Genomic DNA, 17930 nt, shown 5'->3' with positions numbered 1-17930 from the left:
CGTGGGCATGCGCCCCCCGACAGGCTTACCTTCGCTGTCTCGACGCAGCCGGATATTGCTGATCACCGCGCTCGTGATTGCGGCGTTACTGCTGGTCGGCCCGCGGTTGACCGACGCGTACACCAACTGGTTGTGGTTCGGCGAGGTCGGCTTCCGCCAGGTGTTCACCACGGTGCTCGTCACCCGGCTCCTGTTGTTCCTCATCGTCGCGGTCGCGGTCGGGGCCCTGGTCTGGCTGGCGCTGCTGGCCGCCTATCGAACGCGCCCGGTCTTCGTCCCGGTGTCCGGTCCCAGCGATCCGATCGCGCGCTATCGCACCACCGTGATGGGCCGGTTGCGGCTGTTCGGCATCGGCATCCCGGTGCTGGTCGGCCTGCTGTCGGGGCTGGTCGCGCAGTCGAGCTGGGTCACGGTGCAGCTGTTCCTGCACGGCGGCTCGTTCGGGATCAAGGATCCGCAGTTCCACATCGACGTCGGTTTCTACGCCTTCGATCTGCCGTTCTACAAGCTGCTGCTGAACTGGCTGTTCGTGGCGGTGGTGATCGCGTTCTTCGCGAATCTCGTCACGCACTACATCTTCGGCGGGCTGCGGCTGTCCGGTCGTGAGGGCACGCTGACCCGCCCGGCCCGCATCCAGCTCGCGCTGATCGCGGGCACGTTCGTGGTGCTGAAGGCGGTCGCCTACTGGTTCGACCGGTACTCGCTGCTGTCGAGCACCCGCAAGGAGCCCACCTTCACCGGTGGTTCCTACACCGATATCAACGCGGTGCTGCCGGCCAAGCTGATCCTGATGTCGATCGCGATCATCTGCGCCGTCGCGTTCTTCGCCGGTGTGGTGCTGCGCGATCTGCGCGTGCCCGCGATGGCGGCCGCCCTGCTGTTGCTGTCGTCGATCCTGGTCGGCGCGGTGTGGCCGCTGGTGGTCGAGCAGTTCGAGGTGCGCCCGAACGCCGCCACCAAGGAAGCGACCTATATCGAACGCAACATCACGGCGACCCGGCAGGCCTACGGGCTCACCGACGACAAGGTCTCCTACGTCGACTACAAGGGTTCGCAGACCAAGGATCCGGGATCGATTCCGGCCGATCAGCAGACCATCGGCAACATCCGGCTGCTGGATCCGAATCTGCTGACCCAGACCTTCATCCAGCGTCAGCAGCTGCAGAACTTCTACGGCTTCCCGGACCCGCTGGACATCGACCGCTACACCATCAACGGCGAGAAACAGGACTACATCGTCGCGGCTCGCGAACTGGTGCCGCAGAACCTGTCCGGTAACCAGACCGACTGGATCAACAAGCACACCGTCTACACCCACGGTGACGGCTTCGTCGCGTCCCCGGCGAACCGGGTGAACGTGGCCCCGCCCAAGGAAACTCAGCAGGCCGCCACCGGCGCCGGCACCAGCAGCTCCAGCGGCGGGTACGGATATCCGGTCTTCAACGTCGGCGACAAGTCGACGGTGAGCGATCTGTTCACGCCCAAGGACAAGCAGGCCATCCCGGTCGATCAGCCGCGCATCTACTACGGCGAGATGATCTCGAAATCCGATGCCGACTACGCGATCGTGGGCGGGAACAACCAGCCGCCGCGCGAATACGACACCGGCACCGATCAGTACACCTACACCGGCAAGGGCGGTGTGCCGATCGGCAACTGGTTCAACCGGCTCGCCTTCGCCGCCAAGTACGCCGAACGCAACATCCTGTTCTCCGGCGCCATCGGCTCGGATTCGAAGATCATCTACAACCGCGATCCGCGCAGCCGCGTGCAGCAGGTGGCACCGTGGCTGACCACCGACGGCGATATGTATCCGGCGGTGGTGAACGGGCGCATCCTGTGGATCGTCGACGCCTATACCACGCTGGACAACTTCCCCTACGCCCAACGCACCTCGCTGGAAGGCGTGGTCGAGGACAGCATCGACCAGAACACCGGTCGCACGCTGCCGCGCAAGGAAGTCAGCTACATCCGCAATTCGGTCAAGGCCACGGTCGACGCCTACGACGGCACGGTCAACCTCTACGACGTGGATCCCACCGATCCGGTGCTCAACGCCTGGCGTGGGGTGTTCCCGAACTCGGTGAAGCCGCAGAGCGAGATCTCGCCGGAGCTGCGTGCGCACTTCCGGTATCCGGAGGATCTGTTCAAGGTGCAGCGCGAGATGTTGGCGCGCTACCACGTCAACGATCCGCGTGAGTTCTTCACCAACAACGCGTTCTGGTCGGTCCCGAACGATCCGACCTCCGACACCCCGACCAACGCGCATCAGCCGCCGTACTACGTGCTGATCGGCGATCCGAAAACCGGCCGCCCTCAGTTCAATCTGACCAGTGCGATGGTCGGCTTCAAACGCCAGTTCCTCGCGGCCTACATCCAGGTCGCGGCGGATCCGGAGAACTACGGCAAGTTCACGGTGCTCAAGCTGCCGACGGATTCGCAGACGCCGGGCCCGCAACAGGTCCAGACGTCGATGACCACCGATGCCCGGGTCTCGAACGATCGGACATTGCTGACCGGTGGCAACACCAACAAGATCAAATACGGAAATCTGCTCACCCTGCCCATCGGCGAGGGCGGCATCCTCTACGTCGAACCCTGGTACCTGGAGCGCAACAGCGGACCGACCACGGCGTCGTTCCCACAGCTGGTGAAGGTCCTGGCCTCCTACGGCGACAAGGTGGGCTACCAATCCACGCTGGGTGATGCCCTCAACGACGTCCAGGACGGATTGGGCGCCGCGACGACGCAGCAGCCCGGGCAGGCGGCGATCAACCCGCCCGGCCAGCAGGGCAGTACCTCACCACCACCGTCGAACCAGAACACTCCGCCGCCCTCGACGACGGCGCCGCCACCCGCGACCGGGTCGGCGGGCAAGGACGCCGCGGTCAAGGAGCTCAACGACGCCCTGAAGGGAGTCGAGGACGCGCAGAAGTCCGGTGACCTCGGGCAGCTGGGCAAGGCGCTGGAAGGCCTGCAGAAGGCCATCGACGCTTACAACAAGGCCGGGGGTTAGCGGCGGCCGGTGATCGACGACAACGGCGCCCCGGTACATCCGGGGCGCCGTTGGCATCTCTGCGGGCGTGCGCGGAACTGCCGCGCTCGGGCTCAGCGGCCCAGGGAGTCGATCAGACCGCTGTTCTGGTCGAGGACCTGCTGGAACTGCTCGCCCACACCGAACTGCTGCGCGGCCTGCTTACCGGCGTCGGTGGCCTTGTTGATCAAGTCCTGGCGATCGTTCGGCAGCTGCACCGGAGCGGTCGGCTCGGGCTGCGGGGCCGGCGCCGGCTGAGTCTCCTCGGCGGGCGCGTAGCGCAGGTACTGACCGCACACCGGCCAGGCGCCGGGGCCCTGGGTCTGCAGCACGTTCTCCGCGACGCGGATCTGCTCTTCCTTGCTCGCGTTCTGCGGCGAGCCGCTGCCACCGTTGGCGTTCCAGGTGGACTGCGTGAACTGCAGGCCGCCGTAGTAGCCGTTGCCGGTGTTGATATTCCAGTTGCCGCCGCTCTCGCACTGCGCGACACCGTCCCAGTCGTGGGCGGGCGCAGCCGAAGCAGTGGTGGAAGCTGCGAACGGGACGGCAACAAGGGCGCCGGCGACGGCGGCGAAGCCGAGGGCGCGACTGCTGATCTTCCGGTTCTTGTTCATGGTGGTGTCCCTCCCTGCGCCCGCCGGCCCGGCGATGGTCTGCCGCGTCCCTGCCCCCAGGAGGTCGGGGATCCCCGAACCGCGGGGCAGGCTTGCCGGTGTGCAACGGTTCGGGTCTGGATGCCCATCACGGGTTCGCTCCGGGCCGCGATCGACCATAACGAAAAGATCTCGACAGATCACGTCTTGATAACAGAGACAATTGCATGAAGCGAATAACCCGATCCGGGCGTTGATGCAGGTTGGCTATGCAGTGTTCGGACATTCCTGTCGTTCGTTATGTGGCAGTTATGTGCGGTGAATCACGCGAAAATAGTGGGCCGGGTCACGTTTTTCAGGCATGTTTTGTGGAAACGCGCGCGTTTCCCACACGAGTTCTTCTCATTCGGGTGTTGCGAGGCTTCCCTACCGAGTCGCCGGTTCGTCCGATTCGAGCGTCGCGTGTGAGATTTCGGCGGCCGGTGGGCGGTGTCGATGCGATCCGCGAGCGTGGCCGACCGAATTTCGCTTGCGCGACGCTGTGGCGGCCGACGGCGAAGATCGCGTCGGGGCTCGTCGAAACCGGCGCTGACCACCGGATTTGCTACGTCTGTCGACTCGTGTGTAATGTTGTGTTCACCGACGCGGGGTGGAGCAGCTCGGTAGCTCGCTGGGCTCATAACCCAGAGGTCGCAGGTTCAAATCCTGTCCCCGCTACTAGTGAAGAGGTCCCGGAACCAGAAGGTTCCGGGACCTTTTTCGTGTTCAGCAGTGCTTATATCGACGGAAAACCCTGACTCCGCAGATGTTCTCGCAGGCGGTGCCGGCCTTTGAGACTGTCGCGGTCGGCCAGGCGGTGGAGTACGGTGGCGATCCAGCCGATCGAGCGACCGTGTTCGGCGTTGTATTCGGCCAGCCGGGTGTCGTAATCGTCGATCACGGCATCCCCGGCGGCGTCGTAGACGTCGTGATGCAGGACCGCGCGTTGCGGCAGTCGCGGTTTCACACCGGCGGATTCGGCCGGATCGGGGACACCGACCGCCAGTCCGAAGGCGGCGAACACTCGGTCCGGCAGATTCAACTCGGCGGCGATGCCGTCGGGGTTGTTGCGGATACCGCCCACGAAGACCGTGCCCAGACCCAGTGATTCGGCGGCGATCACCGCGTTCTGCGCCGCGAGGGACGTATCCACGAAACCGAGGATCGTGGACTCGAGGTATTCGGTCGCGTCGACCGTCGCCTGGCGGGCCGCCGCGAGCCGGGCGATCCGGCCCAGGTCGGCCAGCCACACCAGAAACAGCGGCGCGCGGCGGATGAAATCCTGATCGCCCGCCAGCGTCGCCAGTCGATCGCGGCGCGCCGGATCCCGCACCGCGACGACGCTCCACGCCTGCAGATTCGACGAGGTCGACGCCGACTGTGCCGCCGCGACGATCGCGGTCAGCTCCTCCTCACCCACGGGCTCGTCGAGGAAGGCGCGCACCGACCGGTGCGCGAGCTGCAACTCGATCACCGAGTTGGTCCGCGCCAGGGAGGTCAGCTCCGGATCGCGGTAGCGGCCGCGCACGGGATGCAGGTTCGTCGTCGTCACCCGGACAGTGTGGCGTCGCGCGGCGGGCGAGCTCCATCGTTGCGATCACCGTGCGCCGATGGACCGCCGTGGTTGTGACGTACACCCAGGCCGCCTCGCCGTTTTTGTGACATATTCCGGATTTCGGCCCGAACCGGGGGGCGTCGTTCGTGCGGTGCGGTTCGATGACCGCGATCGGCGGAAGGATGGGCGGATGCGGTTTCGGCGAAACAGCTTGTCCGCGTGGACGGTTGCGCTGGTGGCCGTCGCGAGTGTCTCCTCGGTGACGGCCGCGCGTGCCGAGCCGCCGGGGCGCTGGGAATCGGTCTATTCGACCTCGTCGCCGGTGAGCTCCGTCGTCTCGTCGGTGGTCACCCTCGCGGCGCCGCTGCCGCCGGACAGCCCGCCGCATCCAGCGGCCTGCGACACCCTGTCCTATCTGCGGTGGCGCTCGGCCGACGGGCCGGCGGACGCCGCCGATGCCGACCGCGTACTGGTGGCGCAACCCGGCATCTTCGAGGGAGCCGGCGCCTTCGACAGCGTGGCCCGCAATACCGTCGCCCAGGCTGCCGCCGGCGGACGGCACATCGAGTTCTGGGCTCTGGACCGGCGCTCGAACTGCCTCGAGGACCACACCGGCGTCCAGGCCGCGCTGCGGACCGGTTCCTTCGACACCGCGACGGACTACTACTTCCACGACGCCGAGGTGGACGGCCGGCGATTCGCGGGATTCGCCGACGGCGCGGAGACGGCATGGTTGCGCGATCAGGGGCTCGCGCAGACGCTGCGCGACGAATACGACGTACTGCGCGCCGAATTCCCGGATCAGCGAGTGCGCCAGCAGAAGGTGCTGTGTGGCGGACATTCGCTGGGCGGGTTCATCACCGGATATTTCGCGGAGTGGGATGTCGACGGCAACCCGGCCACCACCGACGACGCGGGATACAACCAGTGCTCCGGTTATTTCGCGCTCGACACCACCATCGCGGCGGGCCTGAGCCTGCGCGGTGTCGAGTTGCCCGACCTGCCGCCCGCTGTCGCCGCGCCGGTGGAATCCGTTTCGTGGCAACTGGATACGACGCTTCCGGTCCTGCGACTGCCCGCCGTCATCAACCCGGAAACCACCAACCTGCTCGCGCTGGCCGGACTCGCGGCGCGGCTGCGCCCCGACGGCGTGAACGATCTGGTCGATCGCCTGCCCGACAATCCGAACATCACCTGGACGTTGCGGACCCTGCTGTCACAGAACGCGGCGATGTTCGCCACCGGGAATCCGGACGTGCGCAAGCTGACCGCGACCAACGACGCGGTCCTCGGCGCGATCCTCGACGACAATTCGCAGCCGTTGGGTTTCCTGCAGGCCAGCCTCGGATTCGTCACCGGCGGACCCGTGGGACCCAAGACCTTTCCGGTTCCCGACGCGGTGGCACGCAGCCCCCTGGCGCTGCGGATGTTCGGCGACGCCCCGAAGGCGTCTCCCACGGTCTACGACCCGAATACGGTCTATCGCTGGGCGGACTACGACGACGTCGCGGCGTTGACGTCCCCCGAAGCCGCGCCCTACACCGGTCCGGACAACGAGGTGAGCTCCATTCACGAACTGGCCCGCAGCCTCTGCGAGCCGCCCCTCGACTTCACCGAATGGTATTTTCCGAGCCGGCTCGCGGTCGACCTGCAACAGACCTCGGCACCGTCGTTCGCGCACAACCACATTCATCTGGACGGGGTGAACCGCAACCCGATCCGCACCTTCCGCGGCAGCGGCGGCATCCCGGTCGCCGATTCCGGCAATCCGCGCGACCGGGTCACCGAACTGCCCGGCTACAACCACATCGACGTACTCACCGCCGCGGCCACGCAGAACGGCGGCCGACCGGAAGCGGTCTCGGCGGGACTCGCCGAATTCGCCGCGGAATGAGCGATCCATACGCCGCCACCAGGCGTTTTGGTTTTCTCCGGACGGTTGCGTAGGGTTGGACATACCGACGCGGGGTGGAGCAGCTCGGTAGCTCGCTGGGCTCATAACCCAGAGGTCGCAGGTTCAAATCCTGTCCCCGCTACTAGGGAGTGCGGTCCCGGAACCACTGGTTCCGGGACCGTTTTTCGTTCAGCAGGACATGCGCCGGCGGAACCGGTACGCATTTGTGAACAACCCGAATGTCGTAGATATCGCAGTCATGCGGTGCCGCAATGTGTTTCTGCCGCTCGGATGGGTAGAAGCGGAGCGGAATCAATCGTGTTGCGACATCGTGCCGCGTCTCACTGAACGGAAGGCCGATCGAGACCAGCAGGAAAGAGTTCGACCTGCTGGTGATGCTCGCTTCCAAACCCCGCCAAATGGTCACCCGCAGTGCCCTCATGGAGCAGATTTGGGACGGTTCGTGGCCCAGCCGCACCCTCGATACCCACGTCAACACACTGCGCCGGAAATTGGGCGGCGGTGAGTGGATAACGACGGTGCGCGGCATCGGCTTTCGGTTCGTCGGTGACGGTGCCATGAAAACGGCGTAGGGGCCCGTCGCGATCGTGGATTCGTTGCTCGCCGGTCAGGCGAAGCCGCCCCAGCGTCCGGCCCGGGCATAGCGAGGCTCGAAGACCCGGCGGTACAGAAGCCGGGCCGGAGCCGGCAACTGCCGCAGCACCGCAGCGCGCTCGATGCTCGGCAAGCCGTCGAGAATCCACGGCAGGAATTCGGCGGCCCCACTCAGCCCGTACTCGCGGCGAATGTAGCTCTGGAACCGATTCCAGCCTTTCGATCCCAGGTGCTGCGCGATCAGCGGAAGGGCGCTGTCTTCCTCGTGATCCATGTGTTCACGGAGTATCCGGTCGGCGTCGTCCACCAGTGCGGCCAGGTTGGGCCGGTGGTGGGCGAGGGCGTCATCGATCGCGGCGAGCAGTGGATCGATACGGGCGTGCTCGGCCTCCATCTGATCGAGGACGGCCGCCTCGCCCGGTTCGCGCACACGATCGCGCAGCTGCGGCCAGATCGCCTGGTCTTCCGCGTTGTGATGGTTGACCAGCTGATTCTCGAAGGTCTGCCACCCGGCTCGGACGGCGGGGTCGTCCGCCTTCCCGGCGGCGACAGCGCGGGTCATCCGCTGCAAGTCGCGCCGAAAGGCGTCGTGCGCGGCGTACATCATCGTGAAGTCGACGTCGCCCACGGCCCCGCTGCTCCTGTTTCGCCGGGCTTGCGCGTGCATATCGTTGGTATCCATAGGTTCTCCTGACCTGGAATAGTCGGTCGGCCGATCAGTCCGGCACGATTCGCCGGGACCGGTTGCGGAGCTCGCTGTCGATGCGGACGAGCACGTCGTGGACCACGCAGCTCATCTCGATCCGCGGCTCGGTGCCGGGGCGGTTCCGAAAGACGTTGGCGTACGCGGTGGAAGCGATGGTGCCGTCTTCCTGCGGGCGCAGGCTCATCGTGTTGAACCGGTGGCGGCACCGCATCGGATCGCCGGCGCAACTCTCGGCGTCGGCGGTGAGAACCGCGACTATGTCCGCCCGAGTGCGGGCGGGCGGCTGTGGGCCGGCATGTACGAGCTCGCCGTCTGCTACGAAGGTCTCCGCGAAGGCGGTGAAGTCTCGATCGTCCAGTCGCCGCATCTGGTCGGCGTAGAACTGCTGTACCTCCGCGTACAGCTCGCCCCGGCTGACAACCGTCGTCACTCCATCGCTCCTCGCAGGTCGGTGGGGGCGACGACGTTCGCCCACGGGACCCTCCGCCGGCTCGTGCCGTGGCGCGGCTGGTCCTGCCCCCTCACATCGGTCGCCGCACCCGTGCGTCCGCGTCGCGGGCATGTGACGGGCCCGATCCGCGCTCGGCATACGGCGACTCGCAAACTATGCACCTAAAGTGCTTATCAGGCAACCGGGCAATCACCGAAGGGACCCACTCGGGGGTATGCTGGGATCGTGACCGAGGGTGATACGTCGTTTCCCCCGCTGTCCGAGCGGACTTCCTTCTTGATCGGACAGCTGGGCTTTCACATCGCGTATCGGTTCGGCGACGCGCTGGCGCCGTTGGGAATCGGCCCGCGCCACTTCAGCACCTTGAAGCTGTTGCAGGCAAACGACGGTCAGTCGCAACAGCAGCTGTGCGACACGCTGCGAATTCATCGCAACGTGATGGTCGGACTCGTGGACGATCTGGAGAAGCGCGGTTTCGTGGAGCGGCGTCGCCACCCTGCCGACCGGCGCGCGCATGCTGTGCATCTGCTGCCCGCCGGGCAGGAGATGCTGTTACGGGTCGAGCCGATCGTTCGCGAACTGGACGACAGCATCCAAGAGCCGCTGGAACCCCACGAGCAAGCCGTCCTACACGAGCTGCTGGACAAGGTGGTCGCCGGCGCCGGCCTCGCCCCGGGGGTGCATCCCGGCCTCAGCCGCGGTATGGGGCCGACCTGCTGATTCGCGTCCCGCGCGGATGCCGTCGCCCGGCCGGTGGTCCGTCCGGCGCTGGTCCAGCTCGCTGTTCCGGCGGCGATGCGGCACCGGTGCTGGCAAGAGAGAATTTACGCACCTCTGACCGGTGGCGCCCCAATACCGGTATCCGCTCGATCATGATTGACATGCGAATTCGCAGATTCTTTGTCGCAGAATCCCCTCGGGCCGAATCAGGCTGCATTGCAGGCATTTTCGCATGGGTGGGGGCGGGAAGAAGGAGATTGTCAATGCACAGCACACTGATCGTGGCGAAAGTGGATCCGACATCGAGTTCCGCCGTTGCCGACGTGTTCGCGGAATTCGACCGGTCCGAGATGCAGCCTCTGATGGGCACTCGCCGCCGTCAGCTGTTCTATTACCGGGGGCTCTACTTTCATCTGCGGGACTTCGTGTCGGCGGACGGTGGCGAGCGGATCGAACAAGCCTGGTCGGCGGCGGAATCGAACCGGACGGCCACGACCCTTCCGGCTCGGCGTCACCATGAGCACCGCGGTCGGCGCCACCATGGGTCTCGACACGGAGTACCGGGTGGTCAGCGACGGCGGCCCGCTCCACCTCGTCGACCACCGCTATGCCGTGCCGAACCTCTACAGCTATCTGGTGCCGAGTTCTTTCGCTGCCGAGGTCGCACGACGGTCGGTGCACAGGGACAATGCGCGGTGGTGTCGACGGGGTGCACCTCGGGAATCGACTCCGTCGGTTATGCCGTGGAACTGACCCCGGAAGGCTCCGTCGACGTCATGGTGGCCGGCTCCTCCGATGCGCCGATCTCACCGATCACGATGGCGTGCTTCGACGCGATCAAGGTGACAACCCCGCGCTACGGGGATCCCCATCGCGCCTCCCGCCCGTTCGACGCGACGCGCAACGGGTTCGTGCTCGGTGAGGCTGCGGCGATGTTCGTTCTGGAGGAGCGGGAGTCGGCCCGGCGGCGCGGCGCGCACAGCTACGCGGAGATCGCGGGATACGCCACCAGCGACTGGATCGTGTCGGTGCGCGGGGTCGGCTTCGAGCTCGCCGCCGGGTCCCGGCATCACGGTGGTCCGCCGCGGCGGCCGATGCGATCACACTCGGACCAGTTCGTCGTCCGGCTCGTCGAGTTCGTGGTGTTCCGTGCGGGCATCCTTGGGCAGCGCGAGGAAGCCGATACTCACCAGCACCATGAGCGCCACTCCGAACCACAGCGTGTAGGCGAAGGTATGGGCGAAATTCACCGTGTTGGCTCGCTTGCCCGCGTCCGAAAGCGTCTGTGCCACAGCCGGAGTGACCTTAGCCGGGGCGACGCGGCAGCTCTCCGGTACCGCGGTCGGATCTACCTGCGCCGACCGGTCCGTAACGCACGCCCGGAAATTCGCCAGGATGGTGTCCTGCGCGGACTCGGGTAATCCCTGTGCGGCCAGCTCGGCTCGAGCCTGGGGAGTCACCGCGTCGGTTCCGCGCGCCGAATCGTGGTCCAACTGGGTGAAGAATACGACGCCGACCAATGCGACCCCGAGTGCCAAGCCCAATTGCTGTGCGGCGCTGAGTACTCCCGACGCGCTGCCCGCCTCGTGCGCGGGCACTTGACCGAGCAGCAGGTCGATGGTGGGCGCCAGCACCGCTCCGAACCCCAGGCCGGTGACGACGAGCGGGAAAATCATCTGCCACGAGGCGAACGCGCCTTCGTAGTGCGCCGTCATCACGCTGTAGAGGTAAAGCCCCGTAATGGTGACCAGGCCACCGGCGACGAGCACGCGTCTGCCGAATTTCGGTGCCAGCGTGTTGGCCGAGAGTCCCGCTCCCATACCGGCGCCGACGGCGAAGAACACCGCGGTCAGTCCGGCCCGCATGGGCGTCCAGCCCAGGCCCTCCTGCATGAACAGCGTCCACACGAGGAAGAAGCCGCCGAAGCCGATCCAGAACAGCATCCAGGCGACGAGCCCGACGGTGAACGGGCGCGAGCGGAAGAGTGCGAGGTCGATCAGCGGCGAGCCGGACGTGCGGGTGCGCCACCGTTCGTAGGCGATGAAGGCCACGAAGACCACTGCCGCCGCCGCCATCATCGCGAATGTCCAAGCAGGCCAGTGCAGTCGCCGCCCTTCGGTGAGCGGGTAGACGAGCAGCAGCACGGCCGTGATCGCGAGCACCATGCCGAGGACGTCCAGCCGAGGTGCGGCCGCTGAACGCGAATCCCGCATCACCGCGGCCGCCGCGACCAGCGCGATGACGCCGACCGGAACGTTGACGAGGAAGATCGGACGCCAGCTCAGGCCGAACAGATCGGCCTGGACCAGCAGGCCGCCCAGTGACAGGCCGACCGCGGAGGCCGATCCGGAGACTCCGCCGTACAGTGCGATCGCCTTGCCGCGTTCATCTTTCGGGAACGTGACCCGAATGGTGGCCAGAATCTGAGGCACCATCAGGGCGGCGAATACGCCTTGGACGAACCGCGATCCGATGAGCATCGAGGGGCTGGTGCTGATGCCGCAGGCGAGCGAGGCCAGCGTGAAGCCGACCATACCGACCAGGAAGATGCGTTTGCGCCCGTAGATATCGCCAAGACGCCCGCCGGTGATCAGCACGGCTGCGAAAGACACCACGTATGCCGCGACGATCCAGGCCAGCTGCGAATACTCGGCCTTCAGATCGGTCTGCAGGCTCGGTAGCGCCACGTTGACGATCGTGACGTCGAGTAGATCCATGAATCCGGCGGCGAGCACTACGGCGAAGGCAATCCAGCGACGTGCGTCCGGCGGGGAGGAGTCGGCGGTCGAGAGGGGAAGAGTCATCGTAACCTCGTCGTTTTCGAACGGAGAGTGGAACGGATCCTCAAACTATGCACCTAGTGTGCTTATCAAGCAACCGTGCAATCACTGATGGGTCGTAGTTGGGCTGCCTCGCAGGCTCGAGTGGCGGCCGGATCTCCGGGCGGCCCGCTGGTGTCGTGCCGCGCCCGGCCACCATGCGGGTCCACGCCTGGCTTCGCTGCCCGGCGAGGCGGCCAGTATCGACGAGGCGTGTGCGGTGACTCAGCGCTTACAACCCGAGGCGGCACTGTTCGGCACCCTGACCGGGCTGGCAGAAATCAATGACGTCCTCGATGCCACCTTGGTCGCGGTCCTCCGGGAGGGCATGGACGAGCGCGTCGCGGCAGGGCGGGCGATCGGGCAATTGTCCGAGCTCGGAACGGCGTCGGAAGCGGTGATCGGACCGAGTCGTTGATCACCTCACCCGAATCACATTGGTACACGGCGGCTCTCGCCTTGTACCCTCGATTCGCAGCCGTCGTGCGTGAGCGCCACGGTCGTCCGCTGGAGGGGTTTCGGTATTGGGGGAGAACATGTTCGAAGTGACGAATCGGCGCGTCCCCTCGGTGGTCCCGGTCCGCCCGCGGTGATCGGGGCTGCGGCGCCGTGCGGAAAACGGTTGCCGTACATGCTGATCGCGTTACCGGGCGGGCCGATATCGAGAGGTGCGAAACCTCTGTTGTGCAAGCGATTTCTTCATCCACACTGCGAAAAGGGGTTCCTCGATGGTGCTCGCGATCGAAATCATCTTCTATCTCGCCATCGCGCTGTCGCTATGGTTCCTCGGATACGTCGTCCAGCGCCTGCTGACCGACGATTCCGGTCACGGCTAGATCGCGCCTCCGCGCGCTGACCGTGCCGGAGGCTCTCCAGTGTGGCCGCCCGTACGCGCGAATCTTAACCGATCCATTTGTAGTACTCTGATCGAAGTGTTTTGAACCGTAGTACTACAGATGGAGTGGTGTCAAGTGGTGCGCACGAATCCGGAACGCCGGCAGGTTCTGCTGGACGCGTCGATCGAGGTCCTGGCCCGGGAAGGGGCCCGCGGGCTGACCTTCCGGGCGGTGGATCAGGAGGCAGGGGTCCCGGCGGGAACGGCGTCGAACTACTTCCCCAACCGGGACGCGCTGCTCGTTCAGGTCGGCAACCGCTACTACGAGCGGCTGATCCCGAGCGAGGAAGCGATGGCGAAATCGCGCGGACCGCAGACCCGCGAGACGATGACCGAACTCATGACCGAGGTGGTCGAGCGCGTCTTCCATTTCCGCACCGGCTATCTCGCGATTCTCGAATTGCGGTTGGAGGCCACCCGCCGTCCCGAACTGCAGGCGCTGCTGACCGAGCGAGTCCGCGCGGACCTGGACTTCAACATCGCCAACTTCCGGGAGTCGCAGCTGCCCGGCGACGAGGACGCCGTGGTGCTGCTGTACCTCGCCTTGAACTGGCTCATTCTCGAACGGCTCACTCTTCCCGGCATTTTCGACGAGCAGCGGGCCGCGGAACTGGTGCGCACGATCGTGGAGCGTGCCATTCCCGTCGCGGGGTGATCGCCGTTTGCCGGGAGAACGCCGCGGCCGCACTGATTCACTCGGCCGTCGGCGCTCCCGCCACCCGGCGCTCGCCGTTGTTGCGTTCCTGCCAGCGGCGGTAGACCTCGACCGCATCGGCGCGGGGTTCGTGGCGCATCGGCAGACGGCGCTGATCCCACGGCTTGGCGAATTCGTCGTAGAAGGTGTTCAGCTCGAAGTACTTCCGGTCGTCGACGTAATGCGGAGCGTAGGCCTCGCGGGTGGTGAGGAAGACGACCTCGTCGGGGGAGCAGTAGTACAGCGCGCCCAGGCACATCGGGCAGGGCAGGGCGAGGATGTAGATCGTGGCGCCGGTCAGATGTTCGGTGCCGAGGGTGGTGCAGGCCTGGCGGATCGCGAGGATCTCCGCGTGTGCGGTCGGGTCGGCGGTCTGTGCGACCAGGTTGGGGCTCTCGGCGAGAATTTCCCCGTCCTCGACGATGACCGTCGCGAACGGCCGGCCGCCCTCCTCGACGTTGCGGCGGGCCAGATCGATGGTGCGTTGTGCGAAATCCATTGCACTCCTTGGAGAGTCGGGTGCTCAGAAGGGCTTGGTGGGCAGGTACTTGCCGTCCAGCGTGATCACGGCGCGTTCGCCGCCCTCCGGGTCGGGCACCTTGCGCACGTCGAGTGTGAAGTTGATGGCGCTGATGATGCCGTCGCCGAACTGCTCGTGGACCAGCGCCTTCAATGTGGTGCCGTACACCTGCAGCATTTCGTAGAAGCGGTAGATCGTCGGATCCGTCGGCACGCCACCCGGAATCGACCCGCGGGTCGGGATGGTCTGCAGCAGCGCCGCGGCCTCTTCGCCCAGCCCGAGCAGTTCGGCCACGGCCTCCGCGGACTGTTTCGGCAGCGGATGCTGCCCGAGGATCGCCGCGGTCACGAAGGCCGTCGAATAGCCGGCGGTATCGGCGATCTGCTGCCAGGTGAGATCCTTGGCGATCTTGGCCTCGACCGCAGTGGCGGCCAGCGCTTGGCGGGCGGTCGGATCGAATTGTGCGTGCACCATGAGGTTTCCTTTCCTTCGCCGCCGTATCACGCTGCGGCACAGGGGTTTTCAGGCGGCGATGGTTCGGTCGGATCCGGCCGGATCGATCACCGTGCCGGTGCCGGTGCCGATGTCGAAGACCCAGCCTTCGACGGTGACGGCTCCGGTCGACAACGCCCGCGCCACCGCCGGGTGGGTGGCCAGATTCGCCTTTCGGCCAGCGCCGTCATCGCCCCGCAGCCGGAGTGCCCGCACACCACGATGCGTTCGACGCCCAGCATCGGTGGTGAGGTCATGCATGAACGCTCCGTTCGGAGTGGCTGGGGGACTGAGACCAGCCTGCATGACCAGTAGCTATAGGGTCCAATACTTGTATCGAATCGTAACTATAGAATGGGTCAATAGTCGCGTGCGGTCGCGTGGATCGCGCTGGTGAACGCGCGGGCGGCGGCCGAGTGGTAGGCGGTGTGGCGGCGCAGTAGTTCCACCGTGCGGATCGGCAGGGGAGGGTTCAGGGGTATCGGGTGCAGATCGGCATGTGCGCGCGTGATCGCATCGGGCAATACCGTGGCGAGCGATCCGCGCCGGACGAATTCCAGCAGCGCGCTGATCGAATTCGCCTCGACCGCGATATCCGGAGCGACACCGGATTCGTCGAAGTACCGGTCGATGTGCAGGCGCGTGGCGAAATCCGCACTCAGCAGCCCGAGCGGGACGCCGGCGAGGGCCCCGGCCGACAGTGGTTGCGCGGCAGCGGCGAACGGATGGTCAGAGCCGACGACCAGACCGAGTTTCTCGGTGAACAGCGCGGTGTGCTCGACCCCGGCGGCGTGCGCGCCGGCGAAGGCGATCCCCAGATCGAGCCGGTCGGCGAGCAGATCCGCCTCGATCGCATCCTGGGTCGTCTCACGAATGGTGAGGCTGATTCCTGGATGCTCGCAACGAAATCGGTGCACGAGCGGTCCGATCAGATAGGCGGTGAAGGTCGGCGTCGTCGCCACCCGCAGATGGCCGCGGGACAGATCCTGGACGTCGTGCACCGCGCGTTCGCCGGCCTCGAGGTCGCGCAGTGCCAACCGGGCATGCCGGGCATACGCCTGGCCGGCATCGGTCAGCCGGACCGTACGGCCGGAGCGATCGAGCAGGACCACGCCCAGCACCCGCTCGAGCTGTTTGATCTGCTGCGACAGCGTCGGCTGGGAGATGCGCAGGGAGTGCGCGGCGCGGGTGAAGTTGCCGTGGTCGGCGACGGCCAGCAGATACCGGATGTGGCGCAACTCCATCGGCCAACTATAGGTCCCGTCAATGGCGGTGATGGGGACGGCGTCTTGGACACTATCGGCCCTGTTCGGCATGCTGGCGATACCACCCGCGCAGCCGATCGGAGCGAGGACAGCGATGAACCGAGACAACGACCACCTGCGCCGGGCGATCGCCCTGGGCGAGGAAGCCGGCCGGCGGGGCAACCGCCCCTTCGGCGCCGTGATCGTGGCCGCCGACGGGACGACGATCGCCGAGGGGCGCAATGAGGTCGCCACATCCGGTGTGGTCACAGCACATGCCGAACTCGCCGCCCTCACCGCCGCGGGCCCGTCCGCCGTTCTCGCCGGCGCGACCGTGTACGCCTCCGGCGAGCCGTGCCCGATGTGCGGCGCCGCGCTCGTATGGGCTGGCGTCGCCCGTATCGTCTTCGCCGCCGCGGAGGCGGATTTCGCCGTGATCATCGGCGGGTATCCGCGGTTCGCCCTCGGTTGCGCGGAGGTCGTCGGGGCCAGTGATGCGCAGATCGCCGTCTCGGGTCCGCATCTGGGGGAGGAGGCGCTGGTCCCGTTCCGGCGCTATCTCGAAACCGTGGGTCCGACAGCGTAATTCGCGTCGCCGCTCAGCTCGCCCACTCCACCCACTGGCGATCCGCGGTGAACACCACCGACGTCGAGTGGTGGTAGTTCCGGGCGTTCAGCTGGGCATCGATATCGGCGCGGATGGCGTCGAAGGATTCGACGGTGCGTTCGGGGGTCCGGGGATCGAGGACGAAGGCGAGTTCCAGATCGAGGCGGCTGCCCACGGTGGAGGCGCGAACGAAGGATGCGGCGAAGCCGTGGTCGGCGCGGACCTCGTCGCACAGCCGCTCGACGTCGGTGACCACCGAGTGCGGGGCGGCCATGGTGAGAATTTCGCGAAAGGCGGAGCGGAACAGCCGAATCGGGATCCAGAGATAGGCCAGGGACACGATGATCACCAGCGCGGGGTCGACGTAGCGCGCGATATCGTCGCGGCCGGCGGCCTCCAACGCCACCGCCGCGCCGAATCCGGCCAAGGTGATCAGGCTGAAGGCGGCGTCGCCGCCCCATTCGGCGGCCTCCGCCCGGACCAGCCCCGAACCGGAGCGTCCGGCCCGCCACAACACCAGCGCCACCAGCACGCTGAGCAGGGACGCGGTGATCGCGTACGCCAGCGCGGAGACGGCCGAGACGGCCCGGCCGCCGTGCAGGATCTCGCGCACGGCGTTCACCGATCCGTAGACGCACAGTCCGCCCAGGGCGGTCGAGCGCACCACGATGGCGACCGGCTCCCAGGTCTCGCGCCCCCACGGATACGACGCGTCGGCCCCCTTCGCGACGGTCCGCTGCGCCGCCACCGACACCGCCGAAAGCGCGATGCCCACAAGGGAATACAACCCGTCGAACACGATCATCTGCGATCCCGCGGCCAGCCCCCACGCCAGCGAGACCACCACGAACACCACCGAGGCCCACATCGAGAACACGAGCGCGCGCATGCGCCCACGCTACGACCCGGCTGTCAGCGGTGGACCGATTCGCCCCGGGAACGGGGTGGGTGTCGCGGCCGCGTTCGTTCTTCGGAGATCATCGATTGACGAGGTTTCGTTAGCCGCCTAATGTTCGTCGATAGGCGGCTAACGATTCGGAGTGAAATGATAC

18 protein-coding genes, 2 tRNA genes and 2 pseudogenes are annotated in these 17930 nt (G+C 66.4%); 12 read left to right on the top strand and 10 right to left on the bottom strand.

What is annotated here, in order from left to right; translation table 11 throughout:
* The first annotated feature begins 1 nt into the window (after window position 1).
* Window positions 2-3016 (top strand): UPF0182 family protein, encoded by a 3015-nt coding sequence (locus IRT45_RS10795; RefSeq protein WP_194805727.1) that lies wholly within the window; start codon window positions 2-4, stop codon window positions 3014-3016.
* Window positions 3017-3108: 92 nt separating this feature from the next.
* Here IRT45_RS10795 and IRT45_RS10790 read toward each other — a convergent pair whose 3' ends face one another.
* Window positions 3109-3648 (bottom strand): transglycosylase family protein, encoded by a 540-nt coding sequence (locus IRT45_RS10790; protein ID WP_194805726.1) that lies wholly within the window; start codon window positions 3646-3648, stop codon window positions 3109-3111.
* Between the two features lie 622 nt (window positions 3649-4270).
* Between IRT45_RS10790 and IRT45_RS10785 the strand changes: the two genes are divergently transcribed.
* A tRNA-Met gene (locus IRT45_RS10785) sits at window positions 4271-4344 on the top strand.
* 58 nt (window positions 4345-4402) lie between these two features.
* On the opposite strand, the gene IRT45_RS10780 is transcribed toward IRT45_RS10785, so the two are convergent.
* Window positions 4403-5218 carry an NADPH-dependent oxidoreductase gene (locus IRT45_RS10780; RefSeq protein WP_375540085.1) on the bottom strand — a complete coding sequence of 272 codons (816 nt, stop codon included), beginning with the start codon at window positions 5216-5218 and terminating at the stop codon, window positions 4403-4405.
* A 193-nt stretch (window positions 5219-5411) separates the two neighbouring features.
* Between IRT45_RS10780 and IRT45_RS10775 the strand changes: the two genes are divergently transcribed.
* The 3 genes from IRT45_RS10775 (at window position 5412) to IRT45_RS10765 (ending at window position 7708) form a co-directional block, all read left to right on the top strand.
* On the top strand, window positions 5412-7115 hold the full coding sequence (locus tag IRT45_RS10775; protein WP_194805725.1) for a hypothetical protein: 1704 nt from the start codon (window positions 5412-5414) through the stop codon (window positions 7113-7115).
* A gap of 68 nt (window positions 7116-7183) precedes the next feature.
* Window positions 7184-7257: transfer RNA gene (locus IRT45_RS10770), tRNA-Met, on the top strand.
* 169 nt (window positions 7258-7426) lie between these two features.
* A complete protein-coding gene (locus tag IRT45_RS10765; RefSeq protein ID WP_309240900.1) occupies window positions 7427-7708 on the top strand; it encodes a response regulator transcription factor in 282 nt (93 codons plus the stop codon).
* 35 nt (window positions 7709-7743) lie between these two features.
* On the opposite strand, the gene IRT45_RS10760 is transcribed toward IRT45_RS10765, so the two are convergent.
* Window positions 7744-8412, bottom strand: coding sequence for a hemerythrin domain-containing protein (locus IRT45_RS10760; RefSeq protein WP_228534145.1), 669 nt, complete (start codon window positions 8410-8412; stop codon window positions 7744-7746).
* Window positions 8413-8446: 34 nt separating this feature from the next.
* Window positions 8447-8866 carry a nuclear transport factor 2 family protein gene (locus IRT45_RS10755; RefSeq protein ID WP_309240889.1) on the bottom strand — a complete coding sequence of 140 codons (420 nt, stop codon included), beginning with the start codon at window positions 8864-8866 and terminating at the stop codon, window positions 8447-8449.
* A gap of 246 nt (window positions 8867-9112) precedes the next feature.
* Between IRT45_RS10755 and IRT45_RS10750 the strand changes: the two genes are divergently transcribed.
* From IRT45_RS10750 to IRT45_RS37990, 4 genes and pseudogenes are all read left to right on the top strand, one after another.
* On the top strand, window positions 9113-9607 hold the full coding sequence (locus IRT45_RS10750) for a MarR family winged helix-turn-helix transcriptional regulator (protein WP_194805722.1): 495 nt from the start codon (window positions 9113-9115) through the stop codon (window positions 9605-9607).
* A gap of 152 nt (window positions 9608-9759) precedes the next feature.
* Window positions 9760-10038 (top strand): annotated as a pseudogene (locus IRT45_RS10745) (TcmI family type II polyketide cyclase); the annotation flags it as partial.
* Between the two features lie 85 nt (window positions 10039-10123).
* Window positions 10124-10360, top strand: coding sequence for a hypothetical protein (locus IRT45_RS37640; RefSeq protein WP_305082304.1), 237 nt, complete (start codon window positions 10124-10126; stop codon window positions 10358-10360).
* Window positions 10303-10509: pseudogene (locus IRT45_RS37990) on the top strand (beta-ketoacyl synthase N-terminal-like domain-containing protein); the annotation flags it as partial. The gene IRT45_RS37640 and the pseudogene IRT45_RS37990, both read left to right, overlap by 58 nt.
* Before the next feature lie 198 nt (window positions 10510-10707).
* Here the strand turns inward: IRT45_RS37990 and IRT45_RS10735 are convergent.
* The gene (locus tag IRT45_RS10735) at window positions 10708-12411 is read right to left on the bottom strand and encodes an MFS transporter (protein ID WP_194805721.1); all 1704 of its coding nucleotides are present in this window, start codon (window positions 12409-12411) and stop codon (window positions 10708-10710) included.
* A gap of 235 nt (window positions 12412-12646) precedes the next feature.
* On the opposite strand from IRT45_RS10735, the gene IRT45_RS10730 reads away from it, so the two are divergent.
* Together IRT45_RS10730 and IRT45_RS10725 are read left to right on the top strand one after the other, a co-directional pair.
* Window positions 12647-12844, top strand: coding sequence for a hypothetical protein (locus IRT45_RS10730; RefSeq protein WP_194805720.1), 198 nt, complete (start codon window positions 12647-12649; stop codon window positions 12842-12844).
* A gap of 553 nt (window positions 12845-13397) precedes the next feature.
* Window positions 13398-13976, top strand: a complete 579-nt coding sequence (locus IRT45_RS10725) for a TetR family transcriptional regulator (protein ID WP_309240888.1) — start codon at window positions 13398-13400, stop codon at window positions 13974-13976.
* Window positions 13977-14013: 37 nt separating this feature from the next.
* On the opposite strand, the gene IRT45_RS10720 is transcribed toward IRT45_RS10725, so the two are convergent.
* The 4 genes from IRT45_RS10720 to cynR form a co-directional block, all read right to left on the bottom strand.
* Window positions 14014-14514, bottom strand: coding sequence for a nucleoside deaminase (locus IRT45_RS10720; protein ID WP_194805718.1), 501 nt, complete (start codon window positions 14512-14514; stop codon window positions 14014-14016).
* A gap of 24 nt (window positions 14515-14538) precedes the next feature.
* Window positions 14539-15009, bottom strand: a complete 471-nt coding sequence (cynS, locus tag IRT45_RS10715) for a cyanase (protein ID WP_194805717.1) — start codon at window positions 15007-15009, stop codon at window positions 14539-14541.
* Between the two features lie 86 nt (window positions 15010-15095).
* The gene (locus IRT45_RS10710) at window positions 15096-15269 is read right to left on the bottom strand and encodes a carbonic anhydrase (protein WP_305082303.1); all 174 of its coding nucleotides are present in this window, start codon (window positions 15267-15269) and stop codon (window positions 15096-15098) included.
* Window positions 15270-15386: 117 nt separating this feature from the next.
* Window positions 15387-16271 (bottom strand): transcriptional regulator CynR, encoded by an 885-nt coding sequence (cynR, locus tag IRT45_RS10705; RefSeq protein ID WP_194805716.1) that lies wholly within the window; start codon window positions 16269-16271, stop codon window positions 15387-15389.
* Between the two features lie 115 nt (window positions 16272-16386).
* Between cynR and IRT45_RS10700 the strand changes: the two genes are divergently transcribed.
* Entirely contained in the window at window positions 16387-16857 is a 471-nt protein-coding gene (locus tag IRT45_RS10700) for a nucleoside deaminase (protein WP_194805715.1), read from the top strand.
* 13 nt (window positions 16858-16870) lie between these two features.
* On the opposite strand, the gene IRT45_RS10695 is transcribed toward IRT45_RS10700, so the two are convergent.
* Complete coding sequence (locus tag IRT45_RS10695) at window positions 16871-17767, bottom strand: cation diffusion facilitator family transporter (RefSeq protein ID WP_194805714.1); 897 nt, start codon at window positions 17765-17767, stop codon at window positions 16871-16873.
* Window positions 17768-17930: the final 163 nt, after the last annotated feature.

The sequence above is a fragment of the Nocardia sp. BSTN01 genome (assembly GCF_015354405.1).
Lineage (GTDB): Bacteria > Actinomycetota > Actinomycetes > Mycobacteriales > Mycobacteriaceae > Nocardia.
This window is presented reverse-complemented; position numbering and strand designations above follow the sequence as displayed.

Excerpts from the sequence above, each read along its gene's own strand:
- IRT45_RS10790 (WP_194805726.1), bottom strand. The coding sequence starts at position 3,648 with ATGAACAAGAACCGGAAGATCAGCAGTCGCGCCCTCGGCTTCGCCGCC.
- IRT45_RS10775 (WP_194805725.1), top strand. The coding sequence starts at position 5,412 with ATGCGGTTTCGGCGAAACAGCTTGTCCGCGTGGACGGTTGCGCTGGTG.
- IRT45_RS10760 (WP_228534145.1), bottom strand. The coding sequence starts at position 8,412 with ATGGATACCAACGATATGCACGCGCAAGCCCGGCGAAACAGGAGCAGC.
- IRT45_RS37640 (WP_305082304.1), top strand. The coding sequence starts at position 10,124 with ATGAGCACCGCGGTCGGCGCCACCATGGGTCTCGACACGGAGTACCGG.
- IRT45_RS10735 (WP_194805721.1), bottom strand. The coding sequence starts at position 12,411 with ATGACTCTTCCCCTCTCGACCGCCGACTCCTCCCCGCCGGACGCACGT.
- IRT45_RS10720 (WP_194805718.1), bottom strand. The coding sequence starts at position 14,514 with ATGGATTTCGCACAACGCACCATCGATCTGGCCCGCCGCAACGTCGAG.
- cynS (WP_194805717.1), bottom strand. The coding sequence starts at position 15,009 with ATGGTGCACGCACAATTCGATCCGACCGCCCGCCAAGCGCTGGCCGCC.
- IRT45_RS10710 (WP_305082303.1), bottom strand. The coding sequence starts at position 15,269 with ATGCTGGGCGTCGAACGCATCGTGGTGTGCGGGCACTCCGGCTGCGGG.
- cynR (WP_194805716.1), bottom strand. The coding sequence starts at position 16,271 with ATGGAGTTGCGCCACATCCGGTATCTGCTGGCCGTCGCCGACCACGGC.
- IRT45_RS10700 (WP_194805715.1), top strand. The coding sequence starts at position 16,387 with ATGAACCGAGACAACGACCACCTGCGCCGGGCGATCGCCCTGGGCGAG.
- IRT45_RS10695 (WP_194805714.1), bottom strand. The coding sequence starts at position 17,767 with ATGCGCGCGCTCGTGTTCTCGATGTGGGCCTCGGTGGTGTTCGTGGTG.